The following is a 16,208-nucleotide window of genomic DNA, read 5'->3' as shown; positions in this document are numbered from 1 at the left end:
CGGCTCGCTCGTGGCTCCGGACGCGTAGAAAGGGCCGATCTGCTTCGTTGTCGCCGCGTCGTTCGCTTCAGCGTACGGGAAGTACGCTTACGCTCTCTCTCGCGGGCTCCGCCTCGCATCTCGACCCTTTCTCCGTGTCCGGTCCGTAGCTCGACGTCGTCATACTTTCGGTTCGATCCACCAGGGATAGAAGTCCGGCATGTCTTTCCATGCGCTCATCGTGAATTTGGCGGGGCGTTTGTCGAGGAAGCTCTGCACTCCTTCGTATGCGTCGGCTCCGCGGCCGGCCCAGAAGATGCACTTCGAGTCGATGATGTGCGCGTGCTGCGGATCGGGCTGCGCGAGGCCGTGCCACAGCAGCGCGCGCGCAAGCGCGACGGACACCGCGCTGGTGTTGTCGGCGATCTCGCGTGCGATCGACATCGCCTTGTCGAGGACCTGGTCGGCCGGAACGATGTGGTTGAAAAGGCCCGACGCGGCTTCCTCCGACGCGCGGAACACGCGGCCGGTCACGCACAGCTCGACGGCCTTGGAGATCCCGACGATGCGCGGCAGGAACCACGACGAGCATGCCTCGGGCACGATGCCGCGGCGTGCGAACACGAAACCGATCTTGGCATCTTCCGCGACCACGCGGATGTCCATCGGCAGCGTCATCGTGATGCCGACGCCGACCGCCGCGCCGTTGATGGCGGCAATCACCGGCTTGCGGCACGCGAAGATCTCGAGCGTGGCCTGACCGCCGCCGTCGCGGTGCCCGGTCAGGCCCACATCCGCACCGCCCGCGCCCGCATCGAACGTCTTTCCACCGCCGCCGAGATCCGCGCCCGCGCAGAACGCCTTGCCCGCGCCGGTGACGACCACCGCGCGCACGTTGTCGTCGCGGCTCGCTTCCTGGAACGTTTCGATCATCTCGGCGAGCATCGTGTTGGTGAAGGCGTTGAGCCGGTCGGGACGGTTGAGCGTCAGGACTCCGACTCCGCGATCGACTTCGTAGCGTGTGTGCTTGCGTTCCATCGTGATCTCCGTGGCCGAAAGGCAGCTGGCGAAGCGTCCGGCCGATGTTTGCGCAGGAAATGCGCGGGTTTCGCCCCGATTCCGTCTCGTGCTAGCTCCGCTCGACCGGAGGTTCAGGCATGAATACGAAAAGCGAGAGAGTCCAGATTCCCGTCGGTGCGGCGTCGATGCCGGCGTACCTGTCACGCCCTTCGGATGACGGCAACCGTTCCAGACTGCCGGGCGTGCTCGTCTATCAGGAGATTTTCGGCGTCAATCACCACATCAAGTCCGTCGCCGACCGCGTGGCCGCCGAGGGTTACGTCGCGCTCGCGCCGGAGCTCTTCTATCGAACCGCACCGGGCATCGAGCTCGGCTATGACGCCGACGGCCTGGCGCGCGGCATCGGTCTGATGCAGCAGGTGCGGCCGCAGGAGATCCAGGCCGACGTGAGCGCGGCGTACGACTGGCTGCGCGGTCGCAGCGATGTCGGCGGCAAAGGCATCGGAGCGATCGGATTCTGTTTCGGCGGACACATGGCGTACCGCACCGCGTGCGAGCTGCCGATCGCAGCCGCCGCGAGTTTCTACGGCGGAGGGATTGCCGGCGGAATGGGGCCCGGGCCCGCGACCGTCGAGCTCACGCCGAAGATCAAGGGACGCATCGCCTGCTTCTTCGGCGAAAACGACGGCTACATTCCGGCCTCGGACGTCGAAAAGATCCGCTCGGCCCTCGAGGCGGCAGGCGTACGACACGAAGTCGTCGTCTACCCGGGCGTCGGTCACGGCTTCTTCTGCGACGAGCGTCCGGATTACGACGAAAAGTCCGCGACTGACGCGTGGCGCCGCGTCGTCTCGTTATTCAAGGACGAACTAAAGGAATAGTCGGCCGGACGCCGGGAGCCAAACGTGCGGCCGACTCGGCAGAAAGAGCGATTTCGAGTCATTGTCGGCGTTCCCGGCCGCTGCTATGGTCCGCATGAGCCATGGGGGACGGGCATCGCATTCTATCCGTGTATCGAAAGATCGGAACGGCCGCTCTGCTGGTCGCATGTTCGCTCGTCGCGGTTCCCGTGACGGCTTCCGCCGTCACGATCACCATCAGGAACAACGACCTGCCGGGCAAGGGTTTCAACGATCCGTCGCCCGTGCAGCCGGTGGGCGGCAATCCAGGCAGATCGCTCGGAGCGCAGCGGCTCTTTCTGTTCCAGTACGCGGCCGACATCTGGAGCGAGCGTCTCGGCGGAAACGTTCCGATCGTTGTATCGGCGAGCTTCTCGCAGCAGGGCGGCACGAGCGTCAGTGCAGTGCTCGGCTTCGCACGGCCGACCACCGTGCACGACGACTTCACGAACGCGCCCAAGCCGTCGACCTGGTATGTCGCCGCGCTCGCGAACCAGCGCATCGGCATCGACCTGAACGACCTGCTGCCCGGCGAATGTCCGATTGCGCTTGCCGGCAACCACTGTCCGGAGATCGAGGCCAACTTCAACAGCGACGTCGACGGGCCCGTCGTGCTCGGCCTTCACGACTTCTACTACGGCGTCGACGGCAACAACGGCATCGACATCGACTTCCTGTCGGTGCTGCTGCACGAGATCGGACACGGTCTCGGATTCCTGACGCTCGTCGATCCGAACGGCGTAAAGTTCAATGGCGAGGACGATCCGTACCTCAGCCTGCTCGAGGACATGCTGCTCACTCCGCGCAAGCTTTCGGCAATGACCGACACGCAGCGCAAGATCGCGCTGCGCGCGGACGGCAATCTCGTCTTCACCGGCGCCGCTACGCTCGCCGCGGCGGGCGGTCTGGCGGCGGGGCGACGCGTCGACGGAGCGCTCAAGGTCTTCGCGCCGTCGATCTACCAGCTCGGTTCGTCGGTCTCGCACGTCGACACGGTGGCGAGCCCGAACGAGCTGATGGAGCCATACCTGTCGGATCCGCAGCCGCACAACCTCGACATCACGGTCGCGATGCTCGCCGACATGGGCTGGACGGAGCACGCCAACGCGGTCTGCGGAGATGCCAACGGAGACGGCAGCGTGTCCACGAGCGACGCCCTGATGGTTCTCAGGGGGGCGGTCGGAAACGGCGCGTGTCCGCTCGCGGTCTGTAACGTGAACAATTTTGGCGGTGTGACCACAGCCGACGCGCTGCTCGTCCTTCGCCGCTCGGTCGGACAGCCGGTTTCGCTGACGTGTCCGCAGGCATGAAGACCGTGAGTTCCATGTTCTCTTTTGCCGGACCGCTGGTCACAGTTTCCACGGCTCGGTATCGTCGGGGGCAATCATGAGACGCTGCATCAAATCATCGCGAACGAACCTCTGGCTGGCAGCGCCTCTGCTCGGCGTCATGCTTGCCGCTGTGGCGACTCCGGCCGGCGCCGTCCAGATCATCGTCACGAGCACCAATACGGGCGACGAGGGCTTCAACGATGACACGCCGGTCGCCCCGGTCGGCCGAAACCCCGGGACGACGCTCGGCGAGCAGCGTTACTACGTTTTCCAGTATGCCGCCGAAGCCTGGGGCCTGCGCCTTCGTGGAAACGTGCCGATCATCGTCAGCGCGAGCTTCGACGATCTGCAGGGCGATGAGTTCGGGGCCATTCTCGGCCAGGCCGCACCGACCACGGTGCACCGCGATTTTCCCGGCGTAGCCAAGCCCGAGACGTGGTACGTCGCCGCGCTCGCCAACCAGTTCCGCGGAAGCGACCTGAACGACCGCGTTCCCAATGATTGTCCGATCGAGCTTCTCGGCGACCAGTGCCCGGAGATCCAGTCGCAGTTCAATTCGGAAGTGGACGGCGATCTCGTGCTCGGCGGTCTCGGCTTCTACTACGGTGTCGACGGCAACGCCGGAGGGGACATCGACTTCCTGTCGGTCGTGCTGCACGAGATCGGTCACGGTCTCGGCGTGCTCGATCTCATCGACCCGAACACCGGCCAGATGTATTTCAACTTTCAGGACGCCTACATCGACAACGTCGAAGACCGGAATATCAATCCGAAGCAGGTCTCGCGCATGTCGGACGTGCAGCGCCAGCGCGCGATCGTCGACAACACGGCGCTGGTCTGGGCCGGCCCGGCCGTCATCGACGCGGCCGAGACGATCACGCGCGGAAAGCGTCTCGACGGAGCGGTGCAGCTGTTCGCGCCGATTTTCTACCAGCCCGGTTCGTCGGTCGCGCATCTCGACACGGCCGTCGCTCCGAACGAGCTGATGGAGCCGTACATCACGAGCCCGGCGCCGCACAGCCTGCGCATCACGCTCGCGATACTGTCCGACATCGGCTGGCAGATGGCGCCGGAGCCCCGCTGCGGCGATGCCAACAGCGACGACGACATCACCGCCACCGATGCGCTGCAGGCTCTGAAGGGTGCCGTCGGCTCGACGACCTGTCCTGCGGAAGTCTGCGACGTGTCGTCCCCGGGCGGCGTGACCTCGAGTGACGCGCTGCCGCTGCTGCGTTACTCGGTGGGGCAGCCGGTCGCGCTCAGCTGCCCGTAGCCAGGCGAATCGCTAGCGCCGCGGATCGACCTCGCCGGCCGCAACGCGCACGATGATGGTCCCGTCCTCGACCGTGACGGGCAATCGATGAAGCACAAGACCTGCCGGCGGACCGGCCACGCAAAGTCCTGTCGCGATCTCATAGCGCGCACCGTGCGTCGCGCACTGGATCCAGCATCCGTCGCGCGACAGGAAACGGTTTTCCACCCAGTCCATCGTAAGCGGAATATGCCGGCATTCATTGCGGTAGGCGTAAAGCTCCCCGTTGTGCCGGATCACGAAGCCTTCGCCCGGCCCGCGCGTGATGCGGAACTTGACCGTCTGGTTTTCGCCGAGCGCGTCCGCGCTGCAGACGACGATCCTTTCCTCATCGATCTTCCGGTCGATGTTCTGGTCGCGGTCCTGGCGCACGTCTCCGCTCACGTGCCGAGGCTACCAGCCGAACGGCTCCGAAGGGAATGAACGGGCCGCGACCGCGCGCCGCAGCCGCGCGCCTCCTGCTCCGGTCGATCGCGCTCGTCTATCTGATCGCGTTCGTCTCACTGGCCGTCCAGATCAAGGGCCTCTACGGCGCACGCGGAATCCTGCCGGCAGCGCAGTATCTCGACTACCTGTCGCAGCGTCTCGGCCCCGACGCGTGGCAGGCGCATCCGACGGTGTTCTGGCTCGGCGCAAGCGATGCGATGCTGACCGGCGTGTGCTGGGCAGGCGCAGCCAGCGCACTGCTACTGATGATGGGCGTGCTGCCGACGATCACCGCGCTCCTCTGCTGGCTGCTGTATTTTTCGCTGTACCAGATCGGGCGCGTCTTTCTTGGATTCCAGTGGGACATCCTTCTGCTCGAAACCGGGTTCCTTGCGATCTTTCTCGCGCCGATGCGGCTTCGTCAGCAGGCCGGTTATGATCCGGAGCCGTCTCCGGTCGTCATCTGGATGTTTCGCTGGCTCGTGTTCCGGCTGATGTTCGCCTCGGGCGCGGTGAAGCTCCTCAGCAACGATCCGGTGTGGTGGAACCTGACTGCGCTCGAGTACCACTACTGGACGCAGCCGCTGCCGACGTGGACCGCGTGGCTCGCCAACCAGCTTCCGGCTGTCTTGCAGAGATTCTCGTGCGCGATGATGTTCGGAGTAGAGCTCGGCGCATCGTGGCTCGCGCTCGGGCCGCGACGCGCGCGGCTGGCCGGATTCTTCCTGCTGGTCGGGCTGCAGTTCCTGATCGCGGCGACCGGCAACTATACGTTCTTCAACCTGCTGTCGGCGTCGCTTTGCCTTTCGCTGCTCGACGACGATGCGATCGATGCGATGCTCGACCGCGTGCAGCCGAAACGACTCGTTGCCGGTCGCTGGCCGCGCGAGCCGGTCGTCAGGTCGCACGCCGCGATGCTGCGTACCGCCGTGCTGGCGATCGTTGCGCTGCCGCTTGCCGTCTGCGGCGGCGCGCTGATGATCGCGCGCTTTCGCGGCTTCGACGTGCTTCCTCCGCCGGTACTGAAGCTCGTTGCCGTGCTCGAGCCGTGGCACGTGACGAGCAGCTACGGACTGTTTTCGGTCATGACCAAGCACCGCCCCGAGGTCATTCTCGAAGGCAGCGAGGACGGCCAGCAGTGGGTCGAATATCCGTTCCGATGGAAACCCGTCGACGTTGCGCGGCGGCCGCGATTCGTCGCACCGCACCAGCCGCGCCTCGACTGGCAGATGTGGTTCGCTGCGCTGGACGACTGGCGAAGGAGTCCCTGGCTGGTCGAGCTCGAGCGGCGGCTCCTCGAAGGATCACCCGACGTCATCGCGCTGCTGGCATCCGATCCGTTTCACGGCAAGCCTCCGCACCACGTGCGCGCGATGCTCTATGAGTACGAATTCACCGACTGGACCGCCCACCGCGAGACCGGAGCATGGTGGAAGCGCCGCCCGGTCGGCCAGTTCTCGCCGACTTTGTCCCGGCCGTAAAATGGGGACAGGTACATTTAAAATTTGCCAGCAAAAATGCACATGTCCCGTTTTCGCGATAGTAGCACGCGACCCTTACGCAACCTCGAAGGAGAACCGATATGGATCTTGCAGCAACCGACAGGCTTCTGACGACGACGCGCTCGGTGAGAAAACGGCTCGATTACTCACGACCGGTCGATCCCGCGCTGATCCAGGAATGCATCGACATCGCGACTCAGGCGCCGACCGGATCGAACCAGCAGGGCTGGTCGTTCATGGTCGTGACCGATGCGGGCAAGAAAAAGGCGCTCGCCGACCTGTATCGCAAAGGCTTCGAGCTGTACGCGCAGATGCCGCGCCCCGAGCGCCCCGACGAAGACCCTCGCACCAGGCAGCTGCCGCGCGTAATCGACTCAGCCGTCTACCTCGCGCAGACGATGGAGCAGGCGCCGGTGTTCCTGATCCCGTGCATCGAGGGCCGCTTCGAATCGCAGCCGCAGTTCGCGCAAGCCTCGATGTATGGATCGATCCTGCCGGCGGTCTGGTCGTTCATGCTGGCCGCCAGGGCCCGCGGCCTCGGATCGGCGTGGACGACGATCCATCTGATGTTCGAGTCCGAAGCCGCCGCTATCCTCGGCATTCCGCCCGAGATCACGCAGGCCGCGCTGCTGCCGGTCGCGTATTTCTCCGGCGAAGACTTCAAGCCGGCGAAACGGATCCCGAGCCGCGAGATCACGTACTGGAACGCATGGGGCACGAAGCGTTGAGCAGAAGTTAGCGACGGGCCGCGGGGCTCGCGCGCAGCGGCGCGTCGGAACGTGCGACACGCTGCTGCACAGAAACCTTCTGCCGGCCGGCTGCGCGCGCATCCGGCGCCATGTACCATCGGTCGGTGGCGGACGAGGTTGTGGAGGGCGCAGAAGCCGCCGGTGAAGCGGCGGGTGCAAAGCCGCGCACCGACTGGCGCAAGATGGCGATCTGCGCCGTCGTCGGGTTCTCGTCCGGTCTTCCGCTGTTCCTGCTGTTCAATCTCCTTCCGGCGTGGCTCAAGACCAAAGAGCTGTCGCTCGCGACCATCGGCGCATTCGCGCTCGTCCAGCTTCCGTACACGTGGAAATTCCTGTGGGCGCCGCTCGTCGACCGCTACGATCCGATCGGCTTCGGCCGCAGGCGAAGCTGGATGTTCCTCTCGCAGCTCGGCCTTCTCGCCGCCGTCGTCGCGCTCGGCACACTCGATCCGAAGACGCAGGTGACGCTGGTTGCCGCCATCGCGTCGCTGGTCGCGCTGCTGTCGGCCACGCAGGACATCGCGATCGATGCGTATCGGCGTGAGCTGCTGACCGAAACCGAGCTCGGCCTCGGCAACGGCGTCTACGTCAACGCATACAAGATGGCCGGGCTCGTGCCCGGCTCGTTGTCGCTGTTTCTTGCCGACCGGCTTCCGTGGTTCCAGGTATTCGCGATCACGGCCGCGTTCCTCGTTCCGGGCCTGATCCTGTCGCTCTCGATTCGCGAGCCCGAGTCGTACCACGCCGCTCCGCGCACGCTCAGCGATGCGATCGTCGAGCCGTTCGTCGAGTTCTTCAGCCGCCATGGCTGGAAGAGCGCGGCGCTCGTGCTCGCGTTCGTGTTTTTCTACAAGCTCGGCGACTCGCTCGCGACGGCGCTCGCGACGCCGTTCTACCTCGACATGGGGTTTTCCAAGACCGACATCGGCATCGTCGCGAAGAACGCCGGACTGTGGTGCAGCGTGGCGGGCGGGCTGCTCGGCGGCTTGTGGATGCTGAGGCTCGGCATCGACCGCGCGCTGTGGATCTTCGGCGCCGCGCAGGCGCTGGCCATCCTCGGTTTCATGTGGCTCGCCGCCGGAGGACCCGCGCCGCCGGATACGGCGCGGCTTCTCCAGCTCGCCGTGGTGATCGGCATCGAAGCGTTCGGCGTCGGGCTTGGGACGACCGCATTCGTTTCGTTCATTGCGCGCACGACGAGTCCGGCCTACGCGGCCACGCAGTTCGCGCTGTTTACGAGCCTGATGGCGGTGCCGCGCACCGTCGTCAACGCATATGCCGGCCGGCTCATCGAGCAGCTCGGCTACGTCGACTTCTTCCTCTTGTGCTTCGTGATGACGCTGCCCGGAATGCTGCTGCTGCTGAAGGTCGCGCCGTGGACGCCGGCGAACATTGCCGACAGGACCTGATTCCGCATGCGGCCGGGCGAAGAATCATCCTCGGATACGCTCTATTTGTCTTGGCGTGGGCAAGCCGGCAAGTGGGCTCAACGTCGAGCGCGTGGAGTGATTTGCACCACCTCAGCAATCCCTCGGAGAACCATCCATGAGAATCGCAGGAATCGCGTTCGCCTGTTTCGCAATATCCGTCGCCGCTGCCCATGCCGGCGACGAGCCGCGAACAGATGCCCAGAAGACCGCACTGGCGAAGTACGTCGGCAGCTATGAGCTCGCCAAGTTCCTCAAGGATCCGCTCGTTGCTCGGGAGCTCAAGCACGTGGTCGGCGCTGAACTGAAGCATCTCGAGAACAACCTTTCGGTGATGGGCCCGATAGCGCTCACCGGCGGCACGCTTTCGACGGATGGGAACGCGCCGCACATGGGCGGCGAGGAGAACGCGGTGCTGTGCGTCGATGCCGGCAGGAACACGGTAAACGCTGCGATGCTCTCGGGCGGTAAGGTTCGGGTCTATTCGCGGCAATCGAGCTTCGATGCCCTGCCGGCCTGCATCAAGGAATGGAGCGCGAAATGGGCGAAGAAGCCCGGCGACGTCGTGATGGTGACCGCCAAAAAGTAACTCGACAAAAAGCAGCTTCGATCGATTCGCGTTCCTGCGCGTCCCTTATCGCGAAGCGCTCGAGAAAAAGTCGATCATCATGCGGTTGACGATGTCCGGCTCGTCCAGCTGCAGCCAGTGGCCCGCGTCCGGGAAATGCCGGACCTTGAGATCGGGAACCCATGGGTCGAGTCCGACCGTAAGGCTGCTGCCGAGGTGCCTGTCGCGGTCGCCCCACAGCAGCAGCGTGGGGATTTCGATCGGCCGGTGCTCGCCGCGCGGCGCACGCACGAAGCGCCGAAACGCCGCACGATAGTAGTTGATGGCCGACGTCAGCGCGCCCGGCATCGCGAGCGCAGCCTTGTAATCGTCGATCTCGCGGTGCGCGAACGCGTCGCGTCCGAATACCTCGCGCGAATACGTCTCGTCGAGCGACCGGAAATTGCCCAGCCGTACCATCGCTTCCGGAAGTCCGGGCAGCTGGAAGAAAAACATGTACCACGATCGCAGCCACTGCCGCGTGGTGAACAGGTCACGCGCGAACGTTGCGGGGTGGGGCGCGTTGAGCACGACGAGGCTCTGGAATTTCTCCGGGTACTGCATGGCAGCATACCACGCGACGATTCCGCCCCAGTCGTGCCCGGCGAGATGCACGCGGCCGGTCGCGGTCGCATCGGCAAGAGCGGCGACGTCCGCGGCCAGCAGATCGATGTCGTAGGCTTTGACCCCTGATGGTTTGTCGGATGCGTTGTAGCCGCGAAGATCCGGAGCGATGACGCGGAAGCCTGCGGCTGCGAGCGCCGGAATCTGGTATCGCCACGAGTACCAGAAGTCGGGGAATCCGTGCAGCAGGAGCACGGCTGGCCCATCGCCTGCACGTACGACGTGAAAGCGAAGGCCGCCCGCAGCGAGCTCGTCGTGATGCCATTCGGATGAACCGGCGCGCGGCGGCGAGGTCGGGCCGGTCGTCATGCGTCGCTCAATTTCCCATCGGAATCGTAAGCTCGGTCTCGCCCGTGTCCACGACGAACACTGCAAGAAGCCTGGCCGGCTTCGTCTCGCTCGCATTGCTGCTGACGCTGTGACGGTCGCCGGGCATCTCGGTAAAGCTCTGGCCCGCCTCGTACGTTTTCACGGGTTCGTCATTGATTCGGCTGCGGATGGCGCCCTCGAGCACGGTCGCGTAGATGAAAGCCGATCGGGCATGCGTGTGGCCAGGCGAGTAGCCGCCCGGGCCGTATTCGACGAGCACTCCCTTGATGCTTTTGCCGGGAACGTTCGGAAGCTCGTGCTCGTAGACGAGCGTGACCTTGGCGTTTTTTGACGCCGCGGTTTCGGCGGAGGCATTGGCGAACGGCAGCGTGGCGACGAGGAGCAAAAAAAGAAGCTTTTTCATGAAGTGACTCCTTCCGCTCGCTTGTGAAGATCACATTGCCCTGCGCACCGGCGAGCGACGCAGCCATTCGTCGAGACCGATGCGGCCGAGGCGTGCTTCGCCCAACGGAACGAGCGAGTGCTCTTCGACCTTGCCGCCGAAGTAACGAGCCTCGGGATCGGCTACGACCTTGCGCGGGTCGCCGACTGCCTTCAGATAGCGCGCGATGATCTCGTGAAACGGCGCTCGTTCGGGACCGGCGATTTCGACGATGCCGTTCCGCGGCGCCGCCAGCGCCACATCGGCGACGAAGACGGCGACGTCGTCCGCTGCGATCGGCTGGAACAAGCCCGGTGAGATCCGGATCGCCTTTCCAGCCGGATAGGCTTCAGACGCCGGGCTCGAATCGGCGATGCCGCCGAGGAACTCCAGGAACTGGGTCGAGCGGATGATGGTGTACGGGATGGCGGAGGCTTCGATGAGCTTCTCCTGCGCGACCTTGGCGCGGAAATAGCCGTTGTCGGGCGTGCGGTCGGTTCCGACGATGGACAGCGCGACATGATGACCGACGCCGGCTGCAGCTTCGGCAGCGTGAAGGTTGTGTCCGGAGGTTTCGAAGAACTCCAGCACCGCGTTGTCTTCGAACGAAGGCGAGTTGGCCAGATCGATCACCACGTCTGTGCCGGCGACGGCCTCCGCCAGTCCTTCGCCCGTGATCGTGTTGACGCCGGTTTTCGGCGATGCCGCGACCACCTCGTGGCCGCCCTGGCGAAGAATCGCGACGGTCTTCGAGCCGATCAGGCCTGTGCCGCCAATCACGAGGATCTTCATTGCGAACCTCCTGTTTTCCGGGCGCCCGCAGGACGCGATGGTGATGACTGCGAGCGAAGGCTCTGTCAACGACTCGAGTCACTACGAAGAGGGTATTTCCAAGACGGACTTTGCGCACGCCGACTCACCCGCGGCAGGAGTCAGTCCGGTGCGCGAAATTTGGCGCAACGGTTCGCGCAGGGGTCCAATGGATGCGCGTGGTCGCCGAACTGTGAGACCACGCACGCGTTTGCAACGCTCCCCGGGACACAGGCATGAAGGCGCCGTGCATGACGTGATCGCTCCACGGCGGGCTGATGTCCGCATCGACACCCCGAAGGGCTCGGGCTTCCGCATGCCGGCGGAATGGGAGCGCCACCGCGCCGTGTGGCTGGCATGGCCCGCGGCCGCCGACCTCTGGCAGGACGATCTTGCCGACGCCCAGCGCGAGTTCACCGCGCTCTGCCGCGCGATCGCTTCCGCGGAGTCGGGCGCCAATCCGGAGCTTCTCGAAGTGCTCGTCGCCGGTGACGAGGCCGAGCGCGCCGCCACCGAAGCGCTCAGCGGCCTCGCGGCCCGCTTTCATCGCATCCCGTACGGCGACATCTGGCTTCGCGACACGGCCCCGGTTTTTACGACGAGCGAATCGGGAGAAGTGGCAGCCGTCTGCTTTCGCTTCAACGGCTGGGGAGAAAAGTATCTTTTCCCGGCCGATCTCGCGCTCGCGCGCGCGGTTCGCCAGGCTAGCGGCCTGCACAGCTTCGACGTGCCGATGATCTTCGAAGGCGGCGCGATCGAAGTCGACGGCCAGGGCACGGCGATCACGACGAGCCAGTGCCTGCTCAACGCAAATCGCAATCCGACGATGACCAAGGCCGATGTCGAAGCCCACGTCCTCGATGCGCTCGGCGTCGACAAGCTGCTGTGGCTCGGCGACGGACTCCTCAACGATCACACCGACGGTCACGTCGATACGCTGGTACGGTTTGCCGGACCGCGCCGCGTGCTGTGCATGGAAGCGCGCGACGAGGGCGACCCGAATCGTGACGTGCTGGCCGCGGTCGTCGACGACCTTCGCACGATGCGCGACGCGTCCGGACATTCGCTCGACGTCGTCACGCTTCCATCGCCGGGAATCATCGAAAATGCCGACGGCGAGCCGATGCCCGCGAGCTATGTGAACTACTACATCTCGAACACGGCGATCGTCGTTCCGACCTACGGCAGCCGTTACGACGGCGAAGCCATCTCGGTGATCGCGTCGTGTTTCCCGGGGCGCCGAACGGTCGGTCTTCCGGCGCGGGCAATCCTGACCGGCGGCGGCGCATTCCACTGCATCACGCAGCAGGAACCGGCCGCCCCCGGAGACGCTGCGCGATGACGAACCGGATCATCACGGTCGGCGTCGTCCAGTGCGCGCTCGGCGGCACCCGCGAGCAGAACGTCGCGCGCGTCGAAGAGCTCATCACCGAGGCTGCGGCTCGCGGGGCCGGCGTGGTGCTGGCGCCCGAGCTCTTCGAAGGCCCGTACTTCTGCAAGGTCGAAGACGAGCACTGGTTCGCCGAAGCGCGTCCGTTCGCGGACAACCCGACGATCCGGCGTTTCTGCGATCTCGCCGCCGGAATCGGCGTGGTGCTGCCGATCTCGTTCTTCGAAAAAGACGGCCCGCACTACTACAACTCGCTCGCGATGATCGACGCCGACGGCCGCGTGCTCGGCGTCTATCGCAAGAGTCACATTCCCGACGGCCCCGGCTACGAGGAAAAGTTCTACTTCCGGCCCGGCGACACCGGGTTCCGCGTCTGGTCGACGCGGCATGGACACATCGGCACCGGCGTCTGCTGGGACCAGTGGTTCCCCGAATGTGCGCGCGCGATGATGCTCGGCGGCGCGGAGCTGCTGCTGTATCCGACCGCGATCGGCAGCGAGCCGCACGATCCCGAGCTCGACACACGCAAGCCGTGGCAGCGCGCGATGATCGGACACGCGGTTTCCAACGTCGTGCCGATCGCCGCCGCCAACCGCATCGGAAACGAGGACGGCCAGATCTTCTACGGGCACTCGTTCCTTGCCGACCATCGCGGCGAGATCGTTGCGGGACTCGACTCGCAGACCGAAGGCGTCGCGATCGCGACGTTCGATCTCGACGCCATCGCCCGTGCGCGCGCGGCGTTCGGATTCTTCCGCGACCGCAGAACCGACCTCTATGGAGCCCTCGTCGGCAATTCCCTGCACAAGCCCTGAGCGACTCAGCGGTCTCCGCAGACCTTCTTCGCATTCATCGCATGCACGCGCGTAAGCCGGACGTCGACTTCGACGACGCGACGCGGGCGCCCGCTTTGTGCAGGCCGCGCGTCGCGCAGGCTTCCGTCGATTTCGTGCGCGCGTCCGTAGAGGATCGCGACTGCGCCGTCTTCGTTCCACGCCGTCAGAGCCACGCGGGGGTTGCCCGCGATATCGCGGCGCCGCGCTGCATCGTCGTAGACCAGAATGCGAACGCTGGCGCCGCGAAGCTCGGCGTGCACCGGTGCCGTGTGCGGCTGTCCCTTGGGGCCGACGGTGGTCATCGCGATCATGCGGATGCTTCGCCAGAATTCGAACAGCTCGGCAGCGTTCATCCGGCGCGGCTCCCATGCGATCGAGTCGGCAAGCGCCGGTCCGGCTGCGCCGCTGCTTGCCTGGATAAGGCTCTCGAGCGCCGCGAGTGCGCCGGCAGTCTGGTCAGTCTTCATCGCGCGTGCATAGCACGGCCGCGCGAAATCGACAGGAACCGCACCGGAGCTCGACGCGGACATCGGGCAGCAGATCGAGGCGGAAATCCGGATTGCGCGCCGGCGTCTTTCCCGGCACAAAGGGCACCTGCTTCCGTGGTGAACATTCCCCAATGAAAGTCCTCGTCACCGGTGCGACCGGACTCGTGGGTCGCCGCCTGGTCAAGCGGCTTCTCGAAGCAGGTCACGAAGTCGTCGCGCTGACGCGCAATCTCGACGACGCGAGCATCAATCTGCCGGTGCGCTGCGTGATCCACGAATGGTTTCCCGACAACGGCAACATCGACGACCGTGCACTCGACGACGTCGACGGCGTCGTGCACCTGGCGGGCGAGAGCGCGAGCGACGGCAAGTGGAGCGCCGAGCGCCGCGAGGCGCTGATGCGCTCGCGGATCGACAGCACCCGCACGCTGGTCGGTGCGATCGCCGCCCGGGCCGTCGAGGATCGGCCGTGGGTAATGGTTTCCGCGTCGGGAATCGGCATCTACGGCGAGCGCGGCGACGAGTTGCTGAGCGAGGAGTCTGCGCCCGGCGACGGCTATCTGGCCGACGTCTGCGTCGCGTGGGAACAGGAAGCGCGCCGGGTCGAGACTCTCGGGCTTCGCTGGGTCGCGATGCGAACCGGCGTGGTGCTTGCTCGCGAAGGCGGCGCGCTGCCGCGCATCCTTCCGGCGTTCCGGCTCGGCGTCGGCGGGCGCCACGGCACGGGCAAGCAGTGGGTGAGCTGGATTCACATCGAGGATCTCGTCTCGCTGTACATCGCGGCGCTCGAACATCGCGAGTACGAAGGGCCGATCAATGCGGTTGCCCCGCATCCGGTGACCAACGCGGATTTTGCCGCCGCGCTCGCCGGCGCGCTCCATCGCCGCGCGCCGGTTCCTGTTCCGTCGTCGCTGGTCGGCCTCATGCTCGGCGAGCGGGCCGGCCTCGTGCTGACCGGACAGCGCGTGGCAAGCACTGCGGCGACCGAGCACGGCTTCCCGTACGACTATCCCGACATCGCCGCCGCGTTTGCCGACCTCTGCACCGATCTGTCGAAGGTTCTCGAACAGGAAGTCTGGTTCGATCTTTCGCAGGACGACGTCTTCAAGTTTTTTTCCGACGCGAAGAATCTCGAGATGATCACGCCGTCGTTCCTGCGATTTCGCGTGGTCAAGCTTCCGGATGAAGGGCTCCATGAAGGCGCGATCATCGAGTATCGGCTGAGGCTCCGGGGCATTCCGATCCGATGGCGCACGCGCATCGACGTCTGGGATCCGCCGCGTACGTTCGTCGACACTCAGCAGAAGGGACCGTACCGGTCGTGGCGTCATACCCACGAGTTCGAGCCGCTCGACGGTGGAACGCTCGTGCGCGATACGGTCCGTTACGAGCTTCCGTTCGGCGCGCTCGGCGAGCTCGTTGCCGGACGCGGCGTGGACCGGGACGTGGCGCTCATTTTTGCGTACCGGCGTACACGCCTGCTCGAGCTGCTTGCCTGACGGCCGGCACCGCCGGCATGCGGATGTAGTTTTTCCGCAGGTTCGAGTACGAGCCTGCGCGGGCCCTCAGCCATTCGGCCGGTCATACAAAAACAAATCGAGGAGAGAGAGCGCATGATCATCGTTACAGTCGAAGTCGACGTCGAGGCGGGAGCCGCCGACAAAGTGAAAGGCGCCATCGCCGAGATGGAAACCGCAACGCGCGCCGAGGAGGGCTGCAATCTCTACGCGTTCTCGGTCGACATCAGCGATCCCGCGAAGATCCGCGTGGTCGAGCTGTGGCGCTCGATGGACGACATCAAGGCGCACATGGCGTCGCCGCACATGGCGAGCTTCAACCAGGCGATGGGCGCGATCCGCCCGAAGGGCCTGCGGATCAAGGCTTACGAGGTCGAGCGCGAGGTCGCTCTCGGGTAGGCCGGCGCACGAACGCGGCAATCCTCGCGGAATTGCGGTCCGCTGGCCGCCCTCGATCCCGCGCAACCGTTCGTTCTGGCGCCCAATCGGGTGCTGCGCATGGGAGCCGTTGACATAGATAGTGGAGCTATCTACTTTCCG

General features: G+C 65.3%; 17 protein-coding genes. 11 read left to right on the top strand and 6 right to left on the bottom strand.

Annotation, left to right across the window (positions count from 1 at the left end):
• Positions 1 to 159 precede the first annotated feature (159 nt).
• Positions 160 to 1,017, bottom strand: a complete 858-nt coding sequence (locus tag VN634_18735) for a crotonase/enoyl-CoA hydratase family protein (GenBank protein ID HXC52930.1) — start codon at positions 1,015 to 1,017, stop codon at positions 160 to 162.
• 119 nt (positions 1,018 to 1,136) lie between these two features.
• Here VN634_18735 and VN634_18730 point away from each other — a divergent pair, with 119 nt between their 5' ends.
• The 3 genes from VN634_18730 to VN634_18720 all read left to right on the top strand — a co-directional run bounded on the left by VN634_18730 (position 1,137) and on the right by VN634_18720 (position 4,502).
• Complete coding sequence (locus tag VN634_18730) at positions 1,137 to 1,880, top strand: dienelactone hydrolase family protein (protein HXC52929.1); 744 nt, start codon at positions 1,137 to 1,139, stop codon at positions 1,878 to 1,880.
• 128 nt (positions 1,881 to 2,008) lie between these two features.
• A complete protein-coding gene (locus VN634_18725) occupies positions 2,009 to 3,208 on the top strand; it encodes a hypothetical protein (GenBank protein ID HXC52928.1) in 1,200 nt (399 codons plus the stop codon).
• Positions 3,209 to 3,284: 76 nt separating this feature from the next.
• Positions 3,285 to 4,502, top strand: a complete 1,218-nt coding sequence (locus VN634_18720; protein ID HXC52927.1) for a hypothetical protein — start codon at positions 3,285 to 3,287, stop codon at positions 4,500 to 4,502.
• Between the two features lie 12 nt (positions 4,503 to 4,514).
• On the opposite strand, the gene VN634_18715 is transcribed toward VN634_18720, so the two are convergent.
• Complete coding sequence (locus VN634_18715) at positions 4,515 to 4,925, bottom strand: Rieske 2Fe-2S domain-containing protein (GenBank protein HXC52926.1); 411 nt, start codon at positions 4,923 to 4,925, stop codon at positions 4,515 to 4,517.
• Positions 4,926 to 4,960: 35 nt separating this feature from the next.
• Here VN634_18715 and VN634_18710 point away from each other — a divergent pair, with 35 nt between their 5' ends.
• The 4 genes from VN634_18710 (at position 4,961) to VN634_18695 (ending at position 9,234) form a co-directional block, all read left to right on the top strand.
• Positions 4,961 to 6,448: a lipase maturation factor family protein gene (locus tag VN634_18710; GenBank protein ID HXC52925.1), complete on the top strand. Its 1,488-nt coding sequence runs from the start codon at positions 4,961 to 4,963 to the stop codon at positions 6,446 to 6,448.
• A 101-nt stretch (positions 6,449 to 6,549) separates the two neighbouring features.
• Positions 6,550 to 7,197: a nitroreductase family protein gene (locus tag VN634_18705; GenBank protein ID HXC52924.1), complete on the top strand. Its 648-nt coding sequence runs from the start codon at positions 6,550 to 6,552 to the stop codon at positions 7,195 to 7,197.
• A gap of 125 nt (positions 7,198 to 7,322) precedes the next feature.
• Positions 7,323 to 8,627 (top strand): AmpG family muropeptide MFS transporter, encoded by a 1,305-nt coding sequence (locus VN634_18700; protein HXC52923.1) that lies wholly within the window; start codon positions 7,323 to 7,325, stop codon positions 8,625 to 8,627.
• Positions 8,628 to 8,763: 136 nt separating this feature from the next.
• Complete coding sequence (locus tag VN634_18695; protein ID HXC52922.1) at positions 8,764 to 9,234, top strand: hypothetical protein; 471 nt, start codon at positions 8,764 to 8,766, stop codon at positions 9,232 to 9,234.
• 45 nt (positions 9,235 to 9,279) lie between these two features.
• Here VN634_18695 and VN634_18690 read toward each other — a convergent pair whose 3' ends face one another.
• Genes VN634_18690 through VN634_18680 form a run of 3 tightly spaced genes read right to left on the bottom strand, consistent with a single transcriptional unit; the run spans position 9,280 to position 11,419 of the window.
• Positions 9,280 to 10,185 (bottom strand): alpha/beta fold hydrolase, encoded by a 906-nt coding sequence (locus tag VN634_18690; protein HXC52921.1) that lies wholly within the window; start codon positions 10,183 to 10,185, stop codon positions 9,280 to 9,282.
• Positions 10,186 to 10,192: 7 nt separating this feature from the next.
• Positions 10,193 to 10,609, bottom strand: coding sequence for a cupin domain-containing protein (locus VN634_18685; protein ID HXC52920.1), 417 nt, complete (start codon positions 10,607 to 10,609; stop codon positions 10,193 to 10,195).
• A gap of 30 nt (positions 10,610 to 10,639) precedes the next feature.
• Positions 10,640 to 11,419: an SDR family oxidoreductase gene (locus VN634_18680; GenBank protein HXC52919.1), complete on the bottom strand. Its 780-nt coding sequence runs from the start codon at positions 11,417 to 11,419 to the stop codon at positions 10,640 to 10,642.
• 265 nt (positions 11,420 to 11,684) lie between these two features.
• On the opposite strand from VN634_18680, the gene VN634_18675 reads away from it, so the two are divergent.
• The gene (locus VN634_18675) at positions 11,685 to 12,779 is read left to right on the top strand and encodes an agmatine deiminase family protein (GenBank protein HXC52918.1); all 1,095 of its coding nucleotides are present in this window, start codon (positions 11,685 to 11,687) and stop codon (positions 12,777 to 12,779) included.
• On the top strand, positions 12,776 to 13,642 hold the full coding sequence (gene aguB, locus VN634_18670; protein HXC52917.1) for an N-carbamoylputrescine amidase: 867 nt from the start codon (positions 12,776 to 12,778) through the stop codon (positions 13,640 to 13,642). Before VN634_18675 ends, aguB begins: the two co-directional genes overlap by 4 nt.
• Positions 13,643 to 13,647: 5 nt before the next feature.
• On the opposite strand, the gene VN634_18665 is transcribed toward aguB, so the two are convergent.
• Positions 13,648 to 14,130 carry a pyridoxamine 5'-phosphate oxidase family protein gene (locus tag VN634_18665; GenBank protein HXC52916.1) on the bottom strand — a complete coding sequence of 161 codons (483 nt, stop codon included), beginning with the start codon at positions 14,128 to 14,130 and terminating at the stop codon, positions 13,648 to 13,650.
• Between the two features lie 152 nt (positions 14,131 to 14,282).
• On the opposite strand from VN634_18665, the gene VN634_18660 reads away from it, so the two are divergent.
• Positions 14,283 to 15,650 (top strand): TIGR01777 family oxidoreductase, encoded by a 1,368-nt coding sequence (locus tag VN634_18660; GenBank protein ID HXC52915.1) that lies wholly within the window; start codon positions 14,283 to 14,285, stop codon positions 15,648 to 15,650.
• A gap of 114 nt (positions 15,651 to 15,764) precedes the next feature.
• On the top strand, positions 15,765 to 16,067 hold the full coding sequence (locus VN634_18655) for a putative quinol monooxygenase (protein ID HXC52914.1): 303 nt from the start codon (positions 15,765 to 15,767) through the stop codon (positions 16,065 to 16,067).
• The last annotated feature ends 141 nt before the right edge of the window (positions 16,068 to 16,208 follow it).

It is taken from the genome of Candidatus Limnocylindrales bacterium, assembly GCA_035571835.1.
GTDB lineage: Bacteria > Desulfobacterota > Binatia > UBA1149 > CAITLU01 > DATNBU01.
The sequence above is the reverse complement of the archived record's forward strand: the minus strand, read 5'-3'. Positions and strand labels throughout refer to the sequence as shown.